Annotated in this window: 9 protein-coding genes; all 9 read right to left on the bottom strand. The window is 52.1% G+C overall.

Translation table 11 applies throughout. The features are described from left to right. Positions 1–114: 114 nt before the first annotated feature. Entirely contained in the window at positions 115–1,158 is a 1,044-nt protein-coding gene (locus tag PBOR_RS12020; protein WP_042211862.1) for a bile acid:sodium symporter family protein, read from the bottom strand. Between the two features lie 135 nt (positions 1,159–1,293). Beyond that, entirely contained in the window at positions 1,294–2,304 is a 1,011-nt protein-coding gene (locus PBOR_RS12015; RefSeq protein WP_042219299.1) for an L-rhamnose/proton symporter RhaT, read from the bottom strand. Positions 2,305–2,558: 254 nt separating this feature from the next. After that, positions 2,559–3,512, bottom strand: a complete 954-nt coding sequence (locus PBOR_RS12010) for a radical SAM protein (protein ID WP_042211861.1) — start codon at positions 3,510–3,512, stop codon at positions 2,559–2,561. Positions 3,513–3,716: 204 nt separating this feature from the next. Further along, complete coding sequence (locus tag PBOR_RS12005) at positions 3,717–4,967, bottom strand: stalk domain-containing protein (RefSeq protein WP_042211860.1); 1,251 nt, start codon at positions 4,965–4,967, stop codon at positions 3,717–3,719. A gap of 175 nt (positions 4,968–5,142) precedes the next feature. Further along, complete coding sequence (locus PBOR_RS12000; protein ID WP_052429447.1) at positions 5,143–6,102, bottom strand: nucleoside hydrolase; 960 nt, start codon at positions 6,100–6,102, stop codon at positions 5,143–5,145. A 405-nt stretch (positions 6,103–6,507) separates the two neighbouring features. After that, a complete protein-coding gene (locus PBOR_RS11995) occupies positions 6,508–7,689 on the bottom strand; it encodes a MalY/PatB family protein (RefSeq protein ID WP_042211859.1) in 1,182 nt (393 codons plus the stop codon). Between the two features lie 80 nt (positions 7,690–7,769). Continuing rightward, a complete protein-coding gene (locus tag PBOR_RS11990; RefSeq protein ID WP_042211858.1) occupies positions 7,770–8,132 on the bottom strand; it encodes a LytR/AlgR family response regulator transcription factor in 363 nt (120 codons plus the stop codon). Between the two features lie 158 nt (positions 8,133–8,290). Next, positions 8,291–8,980, bottom strand: coding sequence for a S1 family peptidase (locus PBOR_RS11985; RefSeq protein ID WP_039303936.1), 690 nt, complete (start codon positions 8,978–8,980; stop codon positions 8,291–8,293). A gap of 31 nt (positions 8,981–9,011) precedes the next feature. Beyond that, entirely contained in the window at positions 9,012–17,720 is an 8,709-nt protein-coding gene (locus tag PBOR_RS11980) for an FN3 associated domain-containing protein (RefSeq protein ID WP_042211857.1), read from the bottom strand. Between the last annotated feature and the right edge of the window lie 78 nt (positions 17,721–17,798).

The raw sequence follows: 17,798 nt of genomic DNA, 5'->3' as shown, positions 1-17,798 counted from the left end.
ATCATAGTGAAATATAACTATTTTTATTTATATTCAGCCTGAAAAACCCGCAAGTCCCCCCAGCCGCATACAGCGGTACCGAACAAGGAGGAATTGCGGGATTCCAGGTAAGTTCTATAATGAAATGCGGCCCTCGGCAGGTGTGACCTTTGGCCCTCCTGGATGAACCAGGGATTCTGCCTCCAGTCCGGCCTGCAACAGACGTTTGGCCCGGCTGCGGATGAACATGCCGGAGCAGGCGGCCAGAATCTGCTGGAACAGCATGCCGGAAATGACCGGCAGAGCGACGGCTGGCGGGAAGTATTTCACCGCCAGTACCGCCCCCGCACTCAGATTGCGCATACCGGAGTTGAACTGTACCGCAACAGCATCCTTATAATCCCAGCGGAGGCGGCGTGAGACTACAGCACCGATGACATAACCGAGTACGACTGTAACGAAGGTAACGGCAATAATCAGGGCCAGCTTGCCGTCCGGATGCTTCAGATACCGGGCAATGCTGGCGCCATTGATCGAAACCACGGTGAACAGGCCTACTTTGACAAATGGCGCCAGCGGCGGGCCGCAGACTGCCGTAACCTTGCCTTTGCTGAACTGATTAAGCAGCATCCCCGCTACGGACGGCAGCACCACCATGTACAGCAGACCCCGCATCATTTCACCGATCTCAATCTGTACGCTCGCCCCCATCAGCAGATACAGAGTCCCCGGTACAACCAGCGGGGAGAGCAGCGTATCAATCAGGATCAGAGCCAGTGTAAGGGCAATATTCCCGCCATGCATCGATACCCAGACCACACTGACCACACCGGTCGGAATGGCGAAGAGCAGCACATACCCTGTAACTGTATACGGATCTCCCGGGAAAAAGGCCATTGCTGCCAGCCAGCCGATCAGCGGCATCACCACATGCAGAATAATCAGCAGGATGATCAGTTTCTGCGGTTTGGAGAGAACCGCCAGCAAGTCACGGAAATTGGATTTCAGACTGCCGATCAGCGTCATAAAAGCAAAAATCCACGGCACCAGCCAGGTGAACGGCAGTAGCGCCGCCTCGTTAAGCACACCAACCACAATGGCTGTAGGTGTGAGCAGCGGCATTATTTTCTCAAGCACAACATTGGAAGATATTAATCCGCGTCTTATTGCACTAAGCATGTTGTATCCCTCTATGTATGGCGGGCCACACATTCCTTCTCTGCAGATTTCTTGGTCTTGGTTAACACCTCTAATGAAATCATAACAGAACCAAGCCGCCCGGAAGAGTGAAAAATTGCCAATTTGCGGAATATCCTACGCCATGCTGTTGGCGATCCCCACCACAATCCAGGACAGAATCAATATTACATTCCCCCACAGCAGCAGCTTCTTGGGAGCCGCGAACCCTTTCCACTCCCCATCCTTAAGTCCCCACGCATTGCTGATGATCAGTGACAATCCGTTGAAGGCAAGCCAGCCCACGACCGAGCCGAGCGGACCCAGCAATGCCGTTGCCTTGGCGTAGACACCAAGTGCCAGGAACCAGACAGCCGCGGTTAACAGTGCCTTACCGTAAGCCGGGCCTGCACCTTTGGCGAAATAATCCTTATAGGTGCGGTTCCTGATTAACAGAATAAAGGCATACGCGAAGTTAGCGATGAAGCCGCCGGACAGCGTAATTACCCAGGAAATAAGATTGGCACTAATCCTGGCTGTTCCATCTGCAACGGCAATATCCGCAGCCTGGCTCGCATAGGAGAAGCCGATATTCATCGCAGCAGAGCCCAGCCCGGCAGCTGAAGCGATAATTAGGCCCTTGGTCAGGTTAGTGCCGGAGCTTGTCCCTTGACCGGAAGCAGTAATAATCTTTTCTTTGAGCAAGCCGGCCTTGGTGATTACAGCAACGCCGGCCAGCATAATTACTGTGCCGGTCAGCAGTACCGTAAATGACCATGCCGCCGGGATATTGCCAAAGATGAACAGCGGAATCAGCGAACCGAGTGATGCCGAAATCCCCATATTCACGCCGTAGGTCAGCGAGACACCGATGGAATCAATCGCTTTGCCGAACATGATCGAGCTGATGCCCCACAGGAAACCGCAGAAGGAAGCCGTCCACAGCACATCAGCAGGCGTCTGCCGGATATAGCTGAAGAAGTTGGGCACTTCGATCCAAGTCCAGACAACCGGAATAATTAATATCCCTACCAGCGAGAAAATCGTCCAGAACGCTTCCCAGGAGAACGGCTGGTATTTCTTCATCCCCAGCCCGAAGCTGCCTTGGAAGCAGCAGGCCAGCAGCAATAGTAAAAATCCGTAAATCATGATGAAATCCTCCCAGTCCATATGTGTTATATCTGTTTCTATAGTAATGAAGCAGAAGGTTTCTGCATTGTTATACAGTTCATGCTGATGATTATACATGAAATTTTTCATTTATTGTTGAAATAAAGTCATAAATACCTGTCATTCCAGGTCATCCCCAGTAAAAAGCAGGACCACAGCTGTTCAGCTGTGATCCTGCCTGGTAGTAATGCGCAAAACAGTGTCCGCACATGATATCTTCTGCCGCCGCCGGACTATACCCCTTGCGGGAAAAGCGCATCAAGCGCCGGGCAAGGCCGCTTCTCCAGATACTTTTCGAGCGGTGTTGGCATATTGCTGTACAGATCTTTCAGCGAGGTGCCACTGTAAATATTGCCGATAATAACCGGGTGGCATAGCTCGGAGATCAGAATATCGCCATTCCCGTGCAGGTGAAGCTGCTTCATACCCTCAATACAGTGCGGGAAGTAGACTCCCGGCTGTTCCTCGAAGCCCATAGCGTCCATGAACCGGTCCATACAAGTGAAGTAGAGCGTGGTATCCTCCGGTTTACGGGCGATCAGCTCGTTCACGGCATTCTTCAGCTGTTCACGGGCGGCGATCGCTTTCCAGCCGGTATGCCCCATAATAATGCTGTTCTGGATCTCATGCGTTCTTACACCCATGGAATACACATGATCGTTGATCTCGCGCATATTGTCCTGCGTTTCGTTGAACAGCAGCGTTTCCAGTACCACATTCACCTTTGTTTTGGCGAACATGGTGATGTTCTCTCTGATTTTGTGATAGATGCTCGTATGAATATTGTAATAACGCGAGAAGGCTTCGGCGGTAGTGAAATTGAAGGAAATATGTATAGTAGTCAAGCCGGCATCCACCAGCTGTCCGATCCGTTCTTCATTCAGCAGACTGCCGTTCGAATTAAGCTGGGTCTGAATCCCGCGGGAGGTGCAGTAAGCCACAATGTCCACACAGTCCTGGAACTTCAGCGTCACCTCACCGCCCGAGAGGCGCACACGCTTCAGATTAGGCAGCTCCTCCAGAATGCGGATAACCTCCTTGCCGTTAATGCTCTGTCCATCATTTCTATTATAAGCGCAGCAGTAATCGCAGCGGAAATTGCAATTCGAGGTGACTCCGACTTCCAGCCCCTCCAGCTCATAAGTCATCGGTTTATCCAGTTCCAGTGCTTTGTATTTCGTACTCATGCTCTATAGTCCTCCTATATTTAGAATCATCATTGAAAAGGTCAACCTATAGAATTATACAGGTTTGTCCGTCAGGTTAATGTGACATTTGATATCGGTGTGAAATATATACATGCTTATATTTGCAAAAAAGACTGCTGCACGGTCTCATTCACCATGCAGCAGTCTCTATTGAATTATGAAAGATAATAGCTTGCAGCCTTGTTATAACTCTACCGTTTCGCCCATTCTGCTGAACACCGGCTGGCCAATGAGACCCAAACGCCAGATGGCGATTCCTTTGAGGCCATAACGCTTGGCCAGGCCAATCTTCGCATTGACCGAGGAATCATTCTCGCTGAACACCGAGATGCCGAGAATCAGTTTGTCTTTGCTGACCTGCTGCAGGGCCAGCCGGATACTTTCATCCACTTTATCCATCGGCTCCGGCCCCTTCTCGCCCTCGTAGGCATAGGCCATAATGACCAGATCGTCAGCGAGCGAAGCAAGCGTTTTGTAATCATAGCCTTTATAGGAGCTGTTGAGCGGATGCAGAATCACCGTCAGCTTCAGACTGGCAGCGCGTGCGGCCACGGAGAGATTTTTGACAAAAGCATTATACTGGCTCTGCACAAGTGCCTTATCTCCGGTCAAGCCGAGTCCTTCCAGATCCAGTCCGATGCCCTGGAATCCCTTCTGTGAAGCCAGATCCACAATACTTGCAATCGTCTGCTGCTGCAGCTGCGGGTCCTCCAGATTCTTGCTCAGTTCCAGAGCTGAGTCACTGGAGTAAACCATCAGATACGGGGCTGTACCTCCCGCTGCGGCATTCTGGACAATGGATTCCGGCGTTACCTCTCCTGCAGCCTCCGGCCACCAGAAATCCTTACCGGTTGTAGTGAATTGACCGGCCGGGTCAATCCGGCTCCAGCCGAAGGCTACCGCATCAAAGCTTGGAATGAGTGAAACTTCGCTATAGGCCTTCTGTGCATAGAATCCTAAGGTGTACAAATCCCGCTTGGGCGATGTAATCGATACGGTCTTGGAAGCCTGATTCCAGGAAGCAACCGCCCCAAACTGCTGGCTGAAGAACTTGAGCGGAATCATCGTCGTCCCGCGGATATTCTGCGGCGCTACATCAAGCTTCACTACCGCCCCGTTCACGGATGCATTTTTGCTGCCCAGGGTCAGGATAACTTTTACCGGAGCTGCTTCACCAGCGGACTTCTGCGTAGCAGTAATCTGGCGGGCCGCCTGATTCCATTCCACCCCAATGCCCAGTGCCTCAGAGATCGCACGGAAGGGTACCATTGTCGTTCCGCTCATCATGGCGGGTTCTACCGGAAACGGCAGCGGATATCCGTCCAGCAGAATACTTACACCGCCTGGTGCCGCCTGTGCAGCACTTGCAGGAAGTGCCGAGTAGCTCCCCAGTGAAATCGCTGCGCATAATACTATTTTAGCCAGATGCTTCATTAATTAGTTCCCCATTCTCTATTAGATAGATTATGAATCTCTCAACCTTACATCCCCTACCATTTTACCAAACCAGGTAATTATAGCAAATTAATAGATTGTAACTATTGGGAGATTCAAATGTCTGCTATGGAAGTAGGGCTGCTGAAGCATAATCATTTCACTTATACCACACTCACATAAACGCATTCAAAAAGACGCCAACCGCCCGTTCAGCCTCCACATCCACCGCCACCTCAATGAAATGTCCAACCTTCGGCTGCGGCCGCAAATCTGCCACGACCATACCTGAGGTGAACTCTCCCTGATGCTCCACGCGGACCTTCATCCTGCGCGTAGTCACAAGATCCGGCTGCAGCGCAGCCATGAGGGCAAGCGGATCATGCAGCGGCGCACTGTTGATCAGATAATTGGCTTCCCGGTAAAATTTGAAATAGTACTCCAGCGACTCCTCCATGAAGTCTATGATGGATTTGTTCTCTTCGCGTCCATGGCGCTTCAGCAGCTCAAGATGCTCTGAGGTAATCCGTGTCTGCAGTGTAACGTCCAGCCCGATCATCAGCACAGGCAGGCCAGAGGTAAATACACGGTCAGCTGCTTCCGGGTCGCCCCACAGATTAGCTTCGGCCACCGGAGTCACATTGCCCGGCTTAAAGACCGTGCCGCCCATGACCACTACCTTCTTCAGCTTGGAGGTCAACTGCGGGTCCAAATCCAGCGCAAGCGACAGATTGGTCAGCCGCCCGAGCGTTACCAGCACAATCTCACCCGGGTTCTCATCCGCCATCCGCGCAATGAACTCTGCCGCCGTCTCCTGCACCGGCACCTGCCGGGAAGGGGGCAGCTGAACACCGCCAATCCCGTTCTCCCCATGCACATGGGTCGAGAAGCCCGTGAGCTCACGGACCAGTGCCTTGGACGCTCCAAGCGCTACCGGGATTTCATACCCCGGAGCGGCGAGTTCGAGCAGCCGCAGCGTATTGTCCGCCGCCTGCTGCACATCAATATTGCCAAACACCGTCGTAATCCCCTCAACCACCACATCCGGTGTGCGGAGGGCATACAGAATAGCCAAAGCATCGTCTATTCCTGTATCACAGTCAATAATCATCCGGGTTATATTGCTATTGCTCATCTCTATCTCTCCCACTCTCTATATATACTTACTCTGCCAGCCGTACTGCCCATCTTAACACGGGTCTGCGGTCTGCTCAATAAGCGGTTGTGGTTGATGCGCATGCCGGGAACGAGGGGAAGACCGACTTGAGTTGCGTTGAGAATGGAGCTTGCTTGTTGATAGAGGAGGTATGCACTTAATTTCCTGTGAGGCAGCAAGGGGTGTTGACCGCGAGGTTGGCGGGACACCTTCAACCTTCGCAGGCAGCGGTATAACAAGAAATCCGCTACCCCTAAGGGCGCGGATTTCTTGATCGCAGTAAATGTTTTAATAAAGCGTCTGATTTATGGTATGCTACTTTTCGCTGCTTGCAATTGCACACTATACAACTATATGCCGCAGCTAGAAGCATACGTATAAGCTTTATTGCTGAACATAAGGGGCAGCAGCCTGAGTGAACCGCTCCAGCGCTTCGGCAAGAATGGAACGCGGACAGGCCAGATTGATACGCAGATGGCCTTGGCCTTCCGTACCGAAGACAGAACCTTCGTTAAAAGCCACCTTGGCCTCACGGTACATCAGCTTCTTGAGCCCGTCCGCATCCAGCCCCAGTGCACGGCAATCGATCCACAGCAGATAGGTGGCTTCGGGTTTCATTGGCTTCACCTGCGGCAGATGCTCGGCGAGGTAGCTGATGGCATACTCGGCATTACCGCTGACATGCTGCACCAGCTCATCGAGCCATTCTCCGCCTTCATTATAAGCCGCCTCAACCGCCTCCGGCGTGAAGAATGGCGACATGTGCAGACTGAGTGCCTTCAGCTTGTACTCGAATTTCCGCTTCAGCTCGGGACTAGAGGTTACGATATACGAGGTTTGCAGGCCCGGCAGATTGAAGGTTTTGGTCGCTGCCAGCGTGGTCAGAGTAATATCCGACAGCTCCGGCGACAGGGACGCAAACGGGATATGCTTGTAGCCCGGCATTGCCATATCGCAATGGATTTCATCCGAGATTACCGTTACACCATACCGCAGGCACAGCTCTCCAAGACGCAGCAGCTCTTCCCGCTCCCACACTCTGCCGCCAGGATTATGCGGACTGCACAGCAGCAGCAGCTTGGCGCCGCCGGCCATCAGCTCTTCAAGCTGGATATAGTCCATAACGTAATGGCCTTCTTCGAGCTTAAGCGGATTGACCGCCACCTTACGGTCATTCATCCGGATCACATCATAGAAAGGATAGTATACCGGCGACTGCAAGATTACCTGGTCTCCCGGCTTGCTGAAGAGCTCTACGGACAGGCTCAGCGAGGTCACAATTCCCGGGGAATCGGTGATCCATTCCTTCTGAATCTCCCAGTCATGACGTCTGCGGTACCACCCGGCAATTGCCTCTTTGTAGGAGTCACTCGTCACACTATAGCCGTATACCCCTTCCTGCACACGGCGCAGAATCGCTTCCTTCACGGCAGGAGGGCTCTCAAAGTCCATATCCGCGACCCAAAGCGGAAGAATCTCCTTGTCTCCGAACAGCTTCTCGGACTGGTCCCATTTGTATGAGCGGGTATTGCGGCGGTCAATGATACGGTTAAAATCGTACTTCAACTAAATCACCCATCCTTTCTGCTTGTCCGTTTATTGTAACATGGAGAGAGACTTCCGGCATCCTGATTCAGTCTGATGCTTCAGCTACCCTTATGCAGCCGTTCGAGTGACTGGCCCAGGCGGACCTCCTCCAGCGGCTTCAGCACATAATCCACAATGTCTTGGTCGAAGGCCCACAGGGCATGCTGTTTGCTCTCTGTAACAATCACAATCTGAATATCCGGCAGCTTCTTTTTTACCCGTTCGGCTACAACCATTCCTTGCTGGCCGGGCAGCTGAAGATCCAGAAACAGTACATCCGGCTGCAGCAGAACAATTTTGTCCACAACATTCTCGGGATAGGCCGACATTCCAATCACATTCACCTTGCCTGTATGCTGCAGCATGGAAGACAGCTTATAGAGATCCTTCTGGTTCATATCCAGCAGAAATGCCTTGATCATCGGGGTTCCTCCTCCTTCCGGACGGGTGAATTACGCAGTCTATTGATACAGGTTTCTAAAAAAAGTGCTGTCCCCGCGTTTGCTCCAAACGTCAGAGGACAGCCATTGTTATTATTATGCAGCGGCCACCCTTGGCTAAGCCGCTTCTGGAATGAACACTACTTGAAGGATGCCGGCAGCAGGCTGCGCAGATCCTCCATATTTACAACCAGATGAATGTTATTCATCGTCCGCAGAGAACCGGAGATAATTCCCGCAAGCTGGCCATGCGTATCCAACAGCGGACCTCCGGACATCCCGCTTGCCACCTGGGCCGAAGTCAGAATCCGGCTTCTTCCGTTGATCTCCGCAGCAGGCGTGTTGACAATCCCTTCGGTGATAATCGCTGTATTCTTAAGCGGATAGCCCAGTGCGAATACAGCTTCTCCATGCTTCAGCACGTCTTTGCGCAGAGGAAGATATGCATATGCATTGCCCTTCTGCTTCATAGCAGCAGGACTTGGCAGTTCAAGGACTGCCACATCCTTAAGCTCATCGAATTTCGTGACCTTAATCGGACTGATAATACTTCCATCTGCCATCACCCCTTCCATCCGCTCTGCACCTTTGACCACGTGATACGCCGTTGCCGCTGTTCCGGCCGGTGACAGGATAATTCCTGTCCCCGTGGAACTTGCGGTACCGTCACTTTTGAGTACCCGCAGATAGAACATGGCTTCATTCGCAATTCCGTAGCTCTGTTCAGCGTTATACACGCTTGGTGTATCGGCGCTGGTAGTGCCTGAATAGAAGAGCACCGCCGAGATCAAAGAGAAGATCAGGCTTACGGCAAGCAGTTTTGTTTTCATCCGCCAATCTCCTTCATAAAAGAACTACAAATTATTGCACAACCGACATGATATCTTTGTATGCCCAGTGTGTTGCCGGTAGATCCTTGAACCGTACAGCTGTTACAGTCAGCTTCTTCGTACCGGCGATCCGGTTGATCAGCACTACAGCCTGAGCACGGGTAATCGGTGATCCCGGCTTAAAGGTACCGTCAGGGAAGCCTTGCACATAACCCGCTTTGGACAGCGCGTTGACATAATTCTCTGACCAGTGGCCCTTCAGATCCGATTGCTTCGTAACTCCGGCCGCTGTAACATCCAGCTTCAGCACTGTAGTCATGATCTTGGAGAACTCGGCTCTCGTCAAGCTCTTCGTTCCTCCGAAGCCGCCGTCCGGATAGCCTTCAATTATGCCTGCCGAAGCGAAGAATCCGGTCAAAGCCTCGTTGCCTGCACTTACATCATTGAACAGGTTTCCTACATTCACTTCTTCCATATCCAGCAGCGGAGCAAGAGATTGGATCAGCTCATATCTGGTAATGGCTGCATTAGGCATAAACAAACCATTCGGATAAGCAGCGATATACTTAATTTCTCCTGCGTTGCTCTTCAGGCTGTACTTGGCATTCTCCACTACATAATCAATGGTGGTCACAGTATCATCTTTATCTGTGATCATTTTGATCGTCATGGTCTTGGTAATCAACAGCTCACCGGTGTATTTCATGCTGTTTAATGTCGGTGTACTTCCGTCCGTTGTATAGTAGATCGTTTGCCCTTCTGGAGCTGTCAGCTTCAGCTTGCTGTTCTTGGCAATCTTCACTGGAGCTTCACTGTCTCCGTTCACCGTCGTAGTGCCGGCAATAGCGGTAATCACCGGAACAGGGGTCGGAGTCGGAGTTGGGGCCGGTACAGCGCCACCACCACCACCACCGCCGCCGCCTCCGCCGCTGGAAACTAACAGCGTCCAGGTCCAGGCCGATACCTTGCTATACTCTTTGCCCGGAACAATGGTGATTGCTTTAACAGTTGTCTTGTCCTTCAGTACAATCGCTTCACTGTATAGCTGAGAAGCTTCGGTAGGATCTGTGCCGTCGAGCGTGTAATAAATTTGGCCGCCCGGCTCCGCTGTTGTCAGCTCTACCTTCACTTCCGCCGAGAAGCTCAGCTCCTCAGGTGTTGCAGCTGGTGCGATAGCGGCCGGATCCGGGTATTGCAGTGCAGCTGCATTAACTGTAATGCTTCTGCTCTGTCCTCCTGCTGTTGCCTTCAGTACTGCGCTGCCGCCCTGTTTCAAGCTTCCTGCAGCACCGTTCACTTCAGCCTTGGACGGATCTGCGCTCCAACCCAGTGCTCCGCTGCCGCTCAAGTTGAATGCCGAACCCACACGGTTAATCAGATCCTGCGGGTTCAGTATAACAGCCGCTGAAGCAAGAGTTCCTTCTTCTGTTCCGTCAAAGGCCAGAAGCGCCGGATAGAATGTGTTCTGTGCTTTCCAGATTCCGGCATCCAGACCTGCCGGAAGATTCGGGCTGGTAAGCTCTGTGCCAAGCAGCCCCATTGCACTGCTGCTGTTGCCGGCTACTGCTTGGCCATCCAGATTGTAGAAGGCAATATTATTCTTCAGCATCTGTCTGTTGAATAAGGACTGGCTGATGGTTGCATGGTCTGACTTCTGTCCGGCTATCCCTCCGAAGAAGGCCTGCAGCGGCAGAATTTTACCTTTCACACCAGCTTTCACTTCTCCGGTATTCAGGGAAGAAGTAATAGATCCGCTCTCCGCCAGACCGGCGATACCGCCAGCCCATGCTGTAGACATTCCTTCTGCGTAAATGGCACCGGCAGAATAGCTGTTCTTGATCTCTCCCGCGTTCAGACCGCTGATCCCTCCGGCTATAGCCTGGGCCGAAGCCACATGGATATCGCCATAGACAATCGACTCTGAAATTGTACCTTCCGCACTGTTCTCACCAGCTATTCCGCCGGTTGCCAGTGTGGCAGTAACATCAATATTGCCTTTGGACACTGCCTGGTGAATGACTCCGGCGTTGCGTCCGGCAATTCCGCCTTTACGGCCTTGTCCCGAAAGAGAAACTCCGTCATTAGCAGCCTTCTCAATGCTGCCTTGATTCACACCTGCTGCTCCGCCTGCTGTGGCACTGCCAGCTACGGAACCACTGACGTTAACATTCTGGATTACTGCGCCTGCATGATTGATCCCTGCAGCAACACCGGAATTTACTGCGCCGGAAATATCCGCTCCGGTAAAGTTCACATTCAGAATCTGACCGTGGTTTTCTTTAATGAATCCGGCTGTCTGCTGCTCTGGGGATTTCAGTGAAAGTCCGCTAATCGTATGACCTTGACCGTCAAACACTCCCTTGAAGCTGTCGAAAGCGGTCCAAGTGCTTCCGGCAAGATTAATATCCGCTCCAACCAGGATGGTTGCCAGCTCCGGTTTGTCTTCAGCTGTTCTGTTGAACAGCTTGTAATAATTCAGCCCTGTCTCGTTATAGAACATGACTGCACCCGAGAGTTGCAGCGGGGTCTGAACCGTAATTGTTCCGTCAGTCAGATCGTTCAGGAATGTGGTGTCATAATCGATAACCCATGTGCCCGAGCTAAGCGGATTAACCGCCGCTGAACTCACAGCGCCCGCTGCCGCACCTGCGTTATGGCCTACAGCATTCAGTCCTGCCGTCAGCGTACCTGTCGTATACGACGAACCGGAAATTTTGCCATCCCGGAAGTTATAGCCGACCAGCGCGCCTGTAGAGACGTTATTGCCTGCTACATTAACTGAAATCTCCGGAACATTGGCATAGACGCCTGTCAGAGTCCCGTCATTATAACCGGCAAAGCCACCGTTGTAAGAGCGGGTCGAAGACTTCACTCCGACTGTAGAAATCTTGTTCTGCAACGCGTAAGAATTGCTGATGCTGCCGCTTCTCTCCACCGCTGCTGCGAAACCGCCGCTGCGTGTATCGAAGCCGGTATTGCTGATGTCACCGGACGCATAAGAATCCGTAATCGAATAATGATCTGCTGAACCGGCGAAGCCGCCGGCATAAGAGCCTAATTTGCCGCTGACGTTCAGCTTGCCTGTTGCATAGGATTTCTGGATTTGTCCGGCAAGCGTACCGTTATCACCCAGAAGTCCGGCAAAGCCGCCCGCATAGATAGTATTGTCCTGGTTGGTATCTGTAATCAGTACCGGAATATCCGCATGGGTATGCGTAATTCTGATTGTATCCCCCATACCGGTTACCCCGCCGGCATGTGTCGCCGGTACAGATTGACCCAGCGTTAACGCTGTGCCAACCGTCAGAGCTTGTCCAGATCCGGCGATCACCTTGCTGTAATGAATCTCGCCGCCTGATCCCCAGCCGACAAGTCCGCCGGCATTATACACTCTGCTGGTATCCGCATGCAGACCGGTCTTCACGATGGTATCTACAATGATACCGCTGCTGTATCCGGCAACTCCGCCTGCATTCACTGTGTTTCCGCCGGTTACATTCAGCTCGGAAGCAACCTCAGAACTATAGATTGAGGCATTGTCGTTCTTGCCTGCCACACCGCCCACATAGAGGTCAGCAGTATTATCTGCCCCAGTGACCGTTATTTTGCCGTTATGAACTTTGGCAATGTAAATGCCGCTGTACAGCGGATAGGCTTTGCCGAAATCATAGCCCCGGTGGATATCATCCGCAGAGACCGTTCCGGCGATCCCGCCGACTGCTGCATCGCCGTTCTTCGCTGCAACCTGAAGATCAGGTGACGCATCCGCATTGTACAGGATAGAATTCACACTCTCTCCCAGGATACCTCCGGCAGTAATGGCTTCCCCTGCGGCCTGCAAAGAAGCATTGAACCGGACATCATTGACCGCCGTATGGGCTGCCGATCCGGCAATCCCGCCGAGTACTGCCTTCAGGCTGTCGCCAGTCGTAACCAGCTTCACGCCTGCAACTACTGCATGATCGATATCAAAGCTGTTCCCTGGATCAATGGACCGGGCTAACATTCCGCCCAGCTTGCCTTCTTTAACGCCTACAACACCACCGGCAGTACCGTTGGCGGTCAACTGCACACCGCTTCCGAAGCCTGTCACTGTGACATTGCTGATGCTGTTTCCGGCATCCGATTGGCCGATGATTCCGCCGAGAATCGAGCCGAGTCCGCGTGCTTCAAGCGTTCCGTCTGCGAAGGTCAGCGTAAGATCCTTAGCCTGGCCTGAAGTGAACTGTCCAATCATTCCGCCGACAGTGGATTCCATTCCCGTAGCCGAAACCCGGTAACGCGAATTCACTTCAAGCTTAAGACCCGTTACATCACCCGTCTGGACTCCGATAAGCCCGCCGACAATAGCATGGTCAGCAGCGCTGCCGATGCTTCCGTCTTTATCCGTAATTGTATAAGTCTCTTTTGTGAAATCTGCTGTATTCTCACCGATTAGCCCACCGGCAATACCGTGGTCAGCGACTGTTTCAATCCGGCTTCCGCCGTCCAGTGTAAGCTGCAGGCCTGCAATACTGCCTGAGTTCTGGCCGATAATGCCTCCGACAATCCCGCCGCTGACCTTCACGCCGCCAAGCAGCTTAAGATCCACGTTGTTCACAGTACCCAGGTTTGTCCCGGCAAGGACTCCCGTGTACTGGTTGCCGGAAACAGAGAGCGGCTCCAGATTGATATTCTGCACTATTGCCTTCGTACCGATGACTCCGAACAATCCGGAATACTTGTACACAGGCTGCAGAGTCAAACCGTCAATCAGGTGATTGTTTCCTTCAAGGGTTCCTTCAAAAGGATTCGCTTCCTTATCGCCGATAGGCACCCACTGTTTGGACTGGATATGGATCGGATTCATAATCGTCACCGTTCTGTCCGCAAAGTCGAATTTGTCTACTCCGGCAATAGATCCGTTGACGATGCCCGCAAGACCCGCAAGCTCCGCTTCAGTAGTAATCTGGAATCCAATGGCATTCTTATCCTTCATATACCAGTTGATATTGGCATTGACCTCATTGCCGGTTTCACCGCCGGTATTAGCTGCACGGTTCACCTCAGGATATTGGTATACCGCGTTAAGCGAGCCGTATTTCCAGGCGCCTTCAAAATCCCAGCCTGACAATCCCGGGAAGACGCTTCTGTCCTTCAGCGTTTCGGACAGGATCGTGGTCAGACGGACATGCACGTTCAGCCAGCGGTGATTGCCTTCAGCGAAATCAGGCAGATCACTGTTGATGTTCAGTGCTTCATCTTTAATGTAATAAGACTTGTAGAGAAGTTCTTTGCTTGCATTGTCATAACGTCCGGCGAAACCGCCGGCATAAGCGCCCGGACCGGCAGTAACTTCTGCCGCCGAGTATACATTGCTTACTTTACCGTTCGTAATTCTGCCGATGAAACCGCCGACGTATGAATTAGCTTTGGTAGCCGCTACACTTTTTGCAACGTAAGAGTTCTTGATGTTCCCGCCGGAGTGTTCCCCGACCAGACCGCCAACATTTGTATATACGCCGTTCGCCGTAACCTTGGAGGAGGAGTAGGATTGCTCCACCGTACCGGCCGTATTTCTGCCGATCAGTCCACCCAGATAGACCGAACCGCTTGCTGTTCCTTTCGCGTTGCCGGTAACGTCGATATCTACATAAGAACCAATAACTGCCCCTGCATTCTCCCCGGCTAATCCGCCAGCATGAGTACCTGTACCCTCAATGGTCAGGTTAGCATTGGAATAGGTGTAATAAAGCGTTCCTGATGCAGTATTTACACCGGCCAAACCGCCGATGATGGAAGAATCGCCTCTTGAGATTACCGTGATCTTATCAGTAATACTGTTGTTGGCAATCAGACTGCGGTTCTCCCCAACCATTCCGCCCACGATTGAAGTAGGTGAAACAGCGGATACAGTCCCCAGTGTACGGGTATTCTGGATCGTACTAACCGCTGTAGCGGGATTCAATACGGGATCAATGGTCTGGGCAGCATTCAAGCCCACAATCCCCCCGATCATTGACGATACCGCTCCGGCGTTAGCTTTCAGATTCAGGGAACTAATATAACTGTTCGCAATAATTCCCGAAGAACTGCCGTGGTTATATCCGGCAACCCCGCCTGCAGTAGCGCGCGGTGCATTAAGCGTCAGACTAACTGCCGTTCCTACCAGCCGTTCCAGTCTGGAGGCTTCGTTATAACCCACAATACCGCCAATATAGGCATCCGTAGCGGCTGGCGCTACCAGAATCAGCGTATTTTCCAGATTCACTATTTTGCTGTCACTGTAGATAGCGCTGTTCTCAAGTGCACCTGCCAAGCCGCCGACTGACGGTTTAGCTGCTTGCGCCTGGATGATCAGCTGGGCTCCGTCCTCTGCGTTCACTTCCGGATCTTTGATATCCGTAGTTTTCGCAGCCCCTACGATCGCTCCTGCTTTGGATTCCGCAGCAGCCAGCGTAATCATCGGGGCATCCCCGGGAACATTCAGCACAGCTGACGTAATTCCTGCCCGGCCAGCCGGATCAGCCGTTCCTTCCGAATGCCCGGCAATCCCGCCGGCTTCAGCGCGCACACCTTTTGCCTCAATAGACAGTTGAGTAACTTTAGCATTGACCAGCTGTCCGGTATTGAGACCGGTATTACCGCCAAGCTGGTAGTCCGCCCCTGTTGCGGTGATGACTACATTCTCCGCATGAGTTGGAGAAAGCGCTGCTGAATGGTTCTCACCAAACATTCCGCCTGCTTTTACCGAAGCGCCTGTAGCCTTGATTTCAGTACGGCTCGTGTGTCCATTGAACTTGGCAGCCGAGTTATTCCCTGCGCCGCCGCCGAAGCTTACCTTATCTGCCTTCAGCTCAACTTGTATATCCTGCACTTCCACAGGTACGGCCACAGTACCGATTTCTGCATCTGCAGTAAGCTTACCTGCTGCGCCGCCAATGGTATATCCGCTTTTGCCGGCTTCATTCAGGAAGCTGATCCGGGCAGCCTTGCCGCCGTCCAGAACCAGTGGCATAGTGTTCACGCCTACAAGGCCGCCGAACGTGATATTGTCCTGGCCGTCTGCCGGAGCAGCCACCACAGCTTTCAGAATTAACGTGCTGTAGCTTGCCGAGGAAGCATCACCAGCAGTGATGTTGTTCATGGTTCCTTGTGCATTGCCGGCAATTCCGCCGATAACCCCGCCTGCAGAAGTTACCTGCAGTGTTGCATATTTAACAGAAGAATCATTCAGGGTACCTTCCAGATAACCGGCGATTCCGCCGATTGTACCATCTGAAGTTATCGCCAGAAGATCGTTTGCGGTTTTGCCGGTTACTGATGATGTAATCGTTCCGCCGACTTCATACCCTACGATACCGCCGGTGTATACATCCGCTGTACCTTTTACATTCAGTGCACCTGTGGAGGAGGCCTGACTCATATTCCCGCCGGCATCATAACCCGTAATACCACCGGTGTATACCGCTGTTCCCCCGTTAACAGAGATAAGCGCTGTATTCTCAAACGCTGCCGCTGTGGCGTTGCTGGTTACCAGTCCGCCTGCAGCATGTCCGACAAATCCGCCTGTAGATATATTTTGTGTACCTGTAGCTGTAATCGGCTGCGTGTTAACATACGCATGTGTCCAGGTGAATTTACTGCCGGTGTATCCGGCAATTCCTGCGGTGTATACATTCTTGCCGCCGTTATTCACTACCGGAGCGGTATTTACAAACGTAATATTTACCGGTGGACTGGCAACCGTACCGGTTGCCCCTACAAGCGCTCCGGCTGCTGAGCCTTCTGCCGCAGGTGCATTAACCGAAATCGCACCATTATTGGTAGTCATGTTAGAGAATACTACGGTGTTGTCTACTTTACCGACAATCCCGCCTGCCGTAACCTGGTTTCCGCCAGTAATCGTAACAGAAGCAGTATTGGTGATTGGAGTATCTTCATCACTAAGGCTAAGCGGTCCTGTAGTATGACCTGCAATCCCGCCGGCAGTCACTGCCGCACTGCCAGTACCTTGTGCGAGAATTGCTCCGTTATTTACAACTTTTTTGATGATGATGCCTCTGGAATCTCCGTAGCCCAAAATTCCGCCGATATCAGCTGAACCTTGCGCCGTAATGGTTCCGTTGTTGATAGAGTTAGAGATCATGCCTGCGCCCATTCCGACAATTCCGCCCGTGTAGGAGTGGTACGGGGATGCATGAGTGCTGATATTAATATTGTTGGTAATATCAAAAACAATGCTGCTGCCGCTCATTTTACCTACTGCGGAGCCTGCATATACATCATAGGTTACAGCGGTGACAGTGATGGAGCCAGCCCCTTCAAAAGTCAGACCGCCGACTGTCCCGCCCTCCATATTTCCTACCAGACCCTGATAGGACAAATTTGTAACGACATTCATATTGGAGATTTTCTTGATTAGACCACCTTCAGTGATCAGAGTACCCTTGAATGGATGCTCGGCTGTACCAATGGGAATCCATTGATAGTCTTTGAGATCCATGTCTCGCGTAATTTCAAGAATTTTGCCTTGCAGACCATTCCCAGTGCCTTCATTAACCAGCTTGGCAACACCCGCAAGCTTTTCTTCACTATTAATTTTGAAGGTATCATTGGTCGCTACATACCAGTTGGTATCAGCTTGGCTGTCCCAGGTCTGCGGATCAGCCTTGGCCATGATTCCGCCGGCAACTGCCGCAACGACAACCACTGCCAGCGCGATTAGATACCCTATAATTGATTTCCGCTTCAAAGCCATTTTGACACCACCCAAATAGTATTGTGAATTTCCAGCAGAGTGTGCCCGCACTCCACAATAGGCGGTACGGGCACATTC

This window comes from Paenibacillus borealis (genome assembly GCF_000758665.1).
GTDB lineage: Bacteria > Bacillota > Bacilli > Paenibacillales > Paenibacillaceae > Paenibacillus_AQ > Paenibacillus_AQ borealis.
The sequence above is the reverse complement of the archived record's forward strand: the minus strand, read 5'-3'. Positions and strand labels throughout refer to the sequence as shown.

Excerpts from the sequence above, each read along its gene's own strand:
- PBOR_RS11990 (WP_042211858.1), bottom strand. The coding sequence starts at position 8,132 with ATGATCAAGGCATTTCTGCTGGATATGAACCAGAAGGATCTCTATAAG.
- PBOR_RS11980 (WP_042211857.1), bottom strand. The coding sequence starts at position 17,720 with ATGGCTTTGAAGCGGAAATCAATTATAGGGTATCTAATCGCGCTGGCA.
- PBOR_RS12020 (WP_042211862.1), bottom strand. The coding sequence starts at position 1,158 with ATGCTTAGTGCAATAAGACGCGGATTAATATCTTCCAATGTTGTGCTT.
- PBOR_RS12000 (WP_052429447.1), bottom strand. The coding sequence starts at position 6,102 with ATGAGCAATAGCAATATAACCCGGATGATTATTGACTGTGATACAGGA.
- PBOR_RS12005 (WP_042211860.1), bottom strand. The coding sequence starts at position 4,967 with ATGAAGCATCTGGCTAAAATAGTATTATGCGCAGCGATTTCACTGGGG.
- PBOR_RS11985 (WP_039303936.1), bottom strand. The coding sequence starts at position 8,980 with ATGAAAACAAAACTGCTTGCCGTAAGCCTGATCTTCTCTTTGATCTCG.
- PBOR_RS12010 (WP_042211861.1), bottom strand. The coding sequence starts at position 3,512 with ATGAGTACGAAATACAAAGCACTGGAACTGGATAAACCGATGACTTAT.
- PBOR_RS12015 (WP_042219299.1), bottom strand. The coding sequence starts at position 2,304 with ATGATTTACGGATTTTTACTATTGCTGCTGGCCTGCTGCTTCCAAGGC.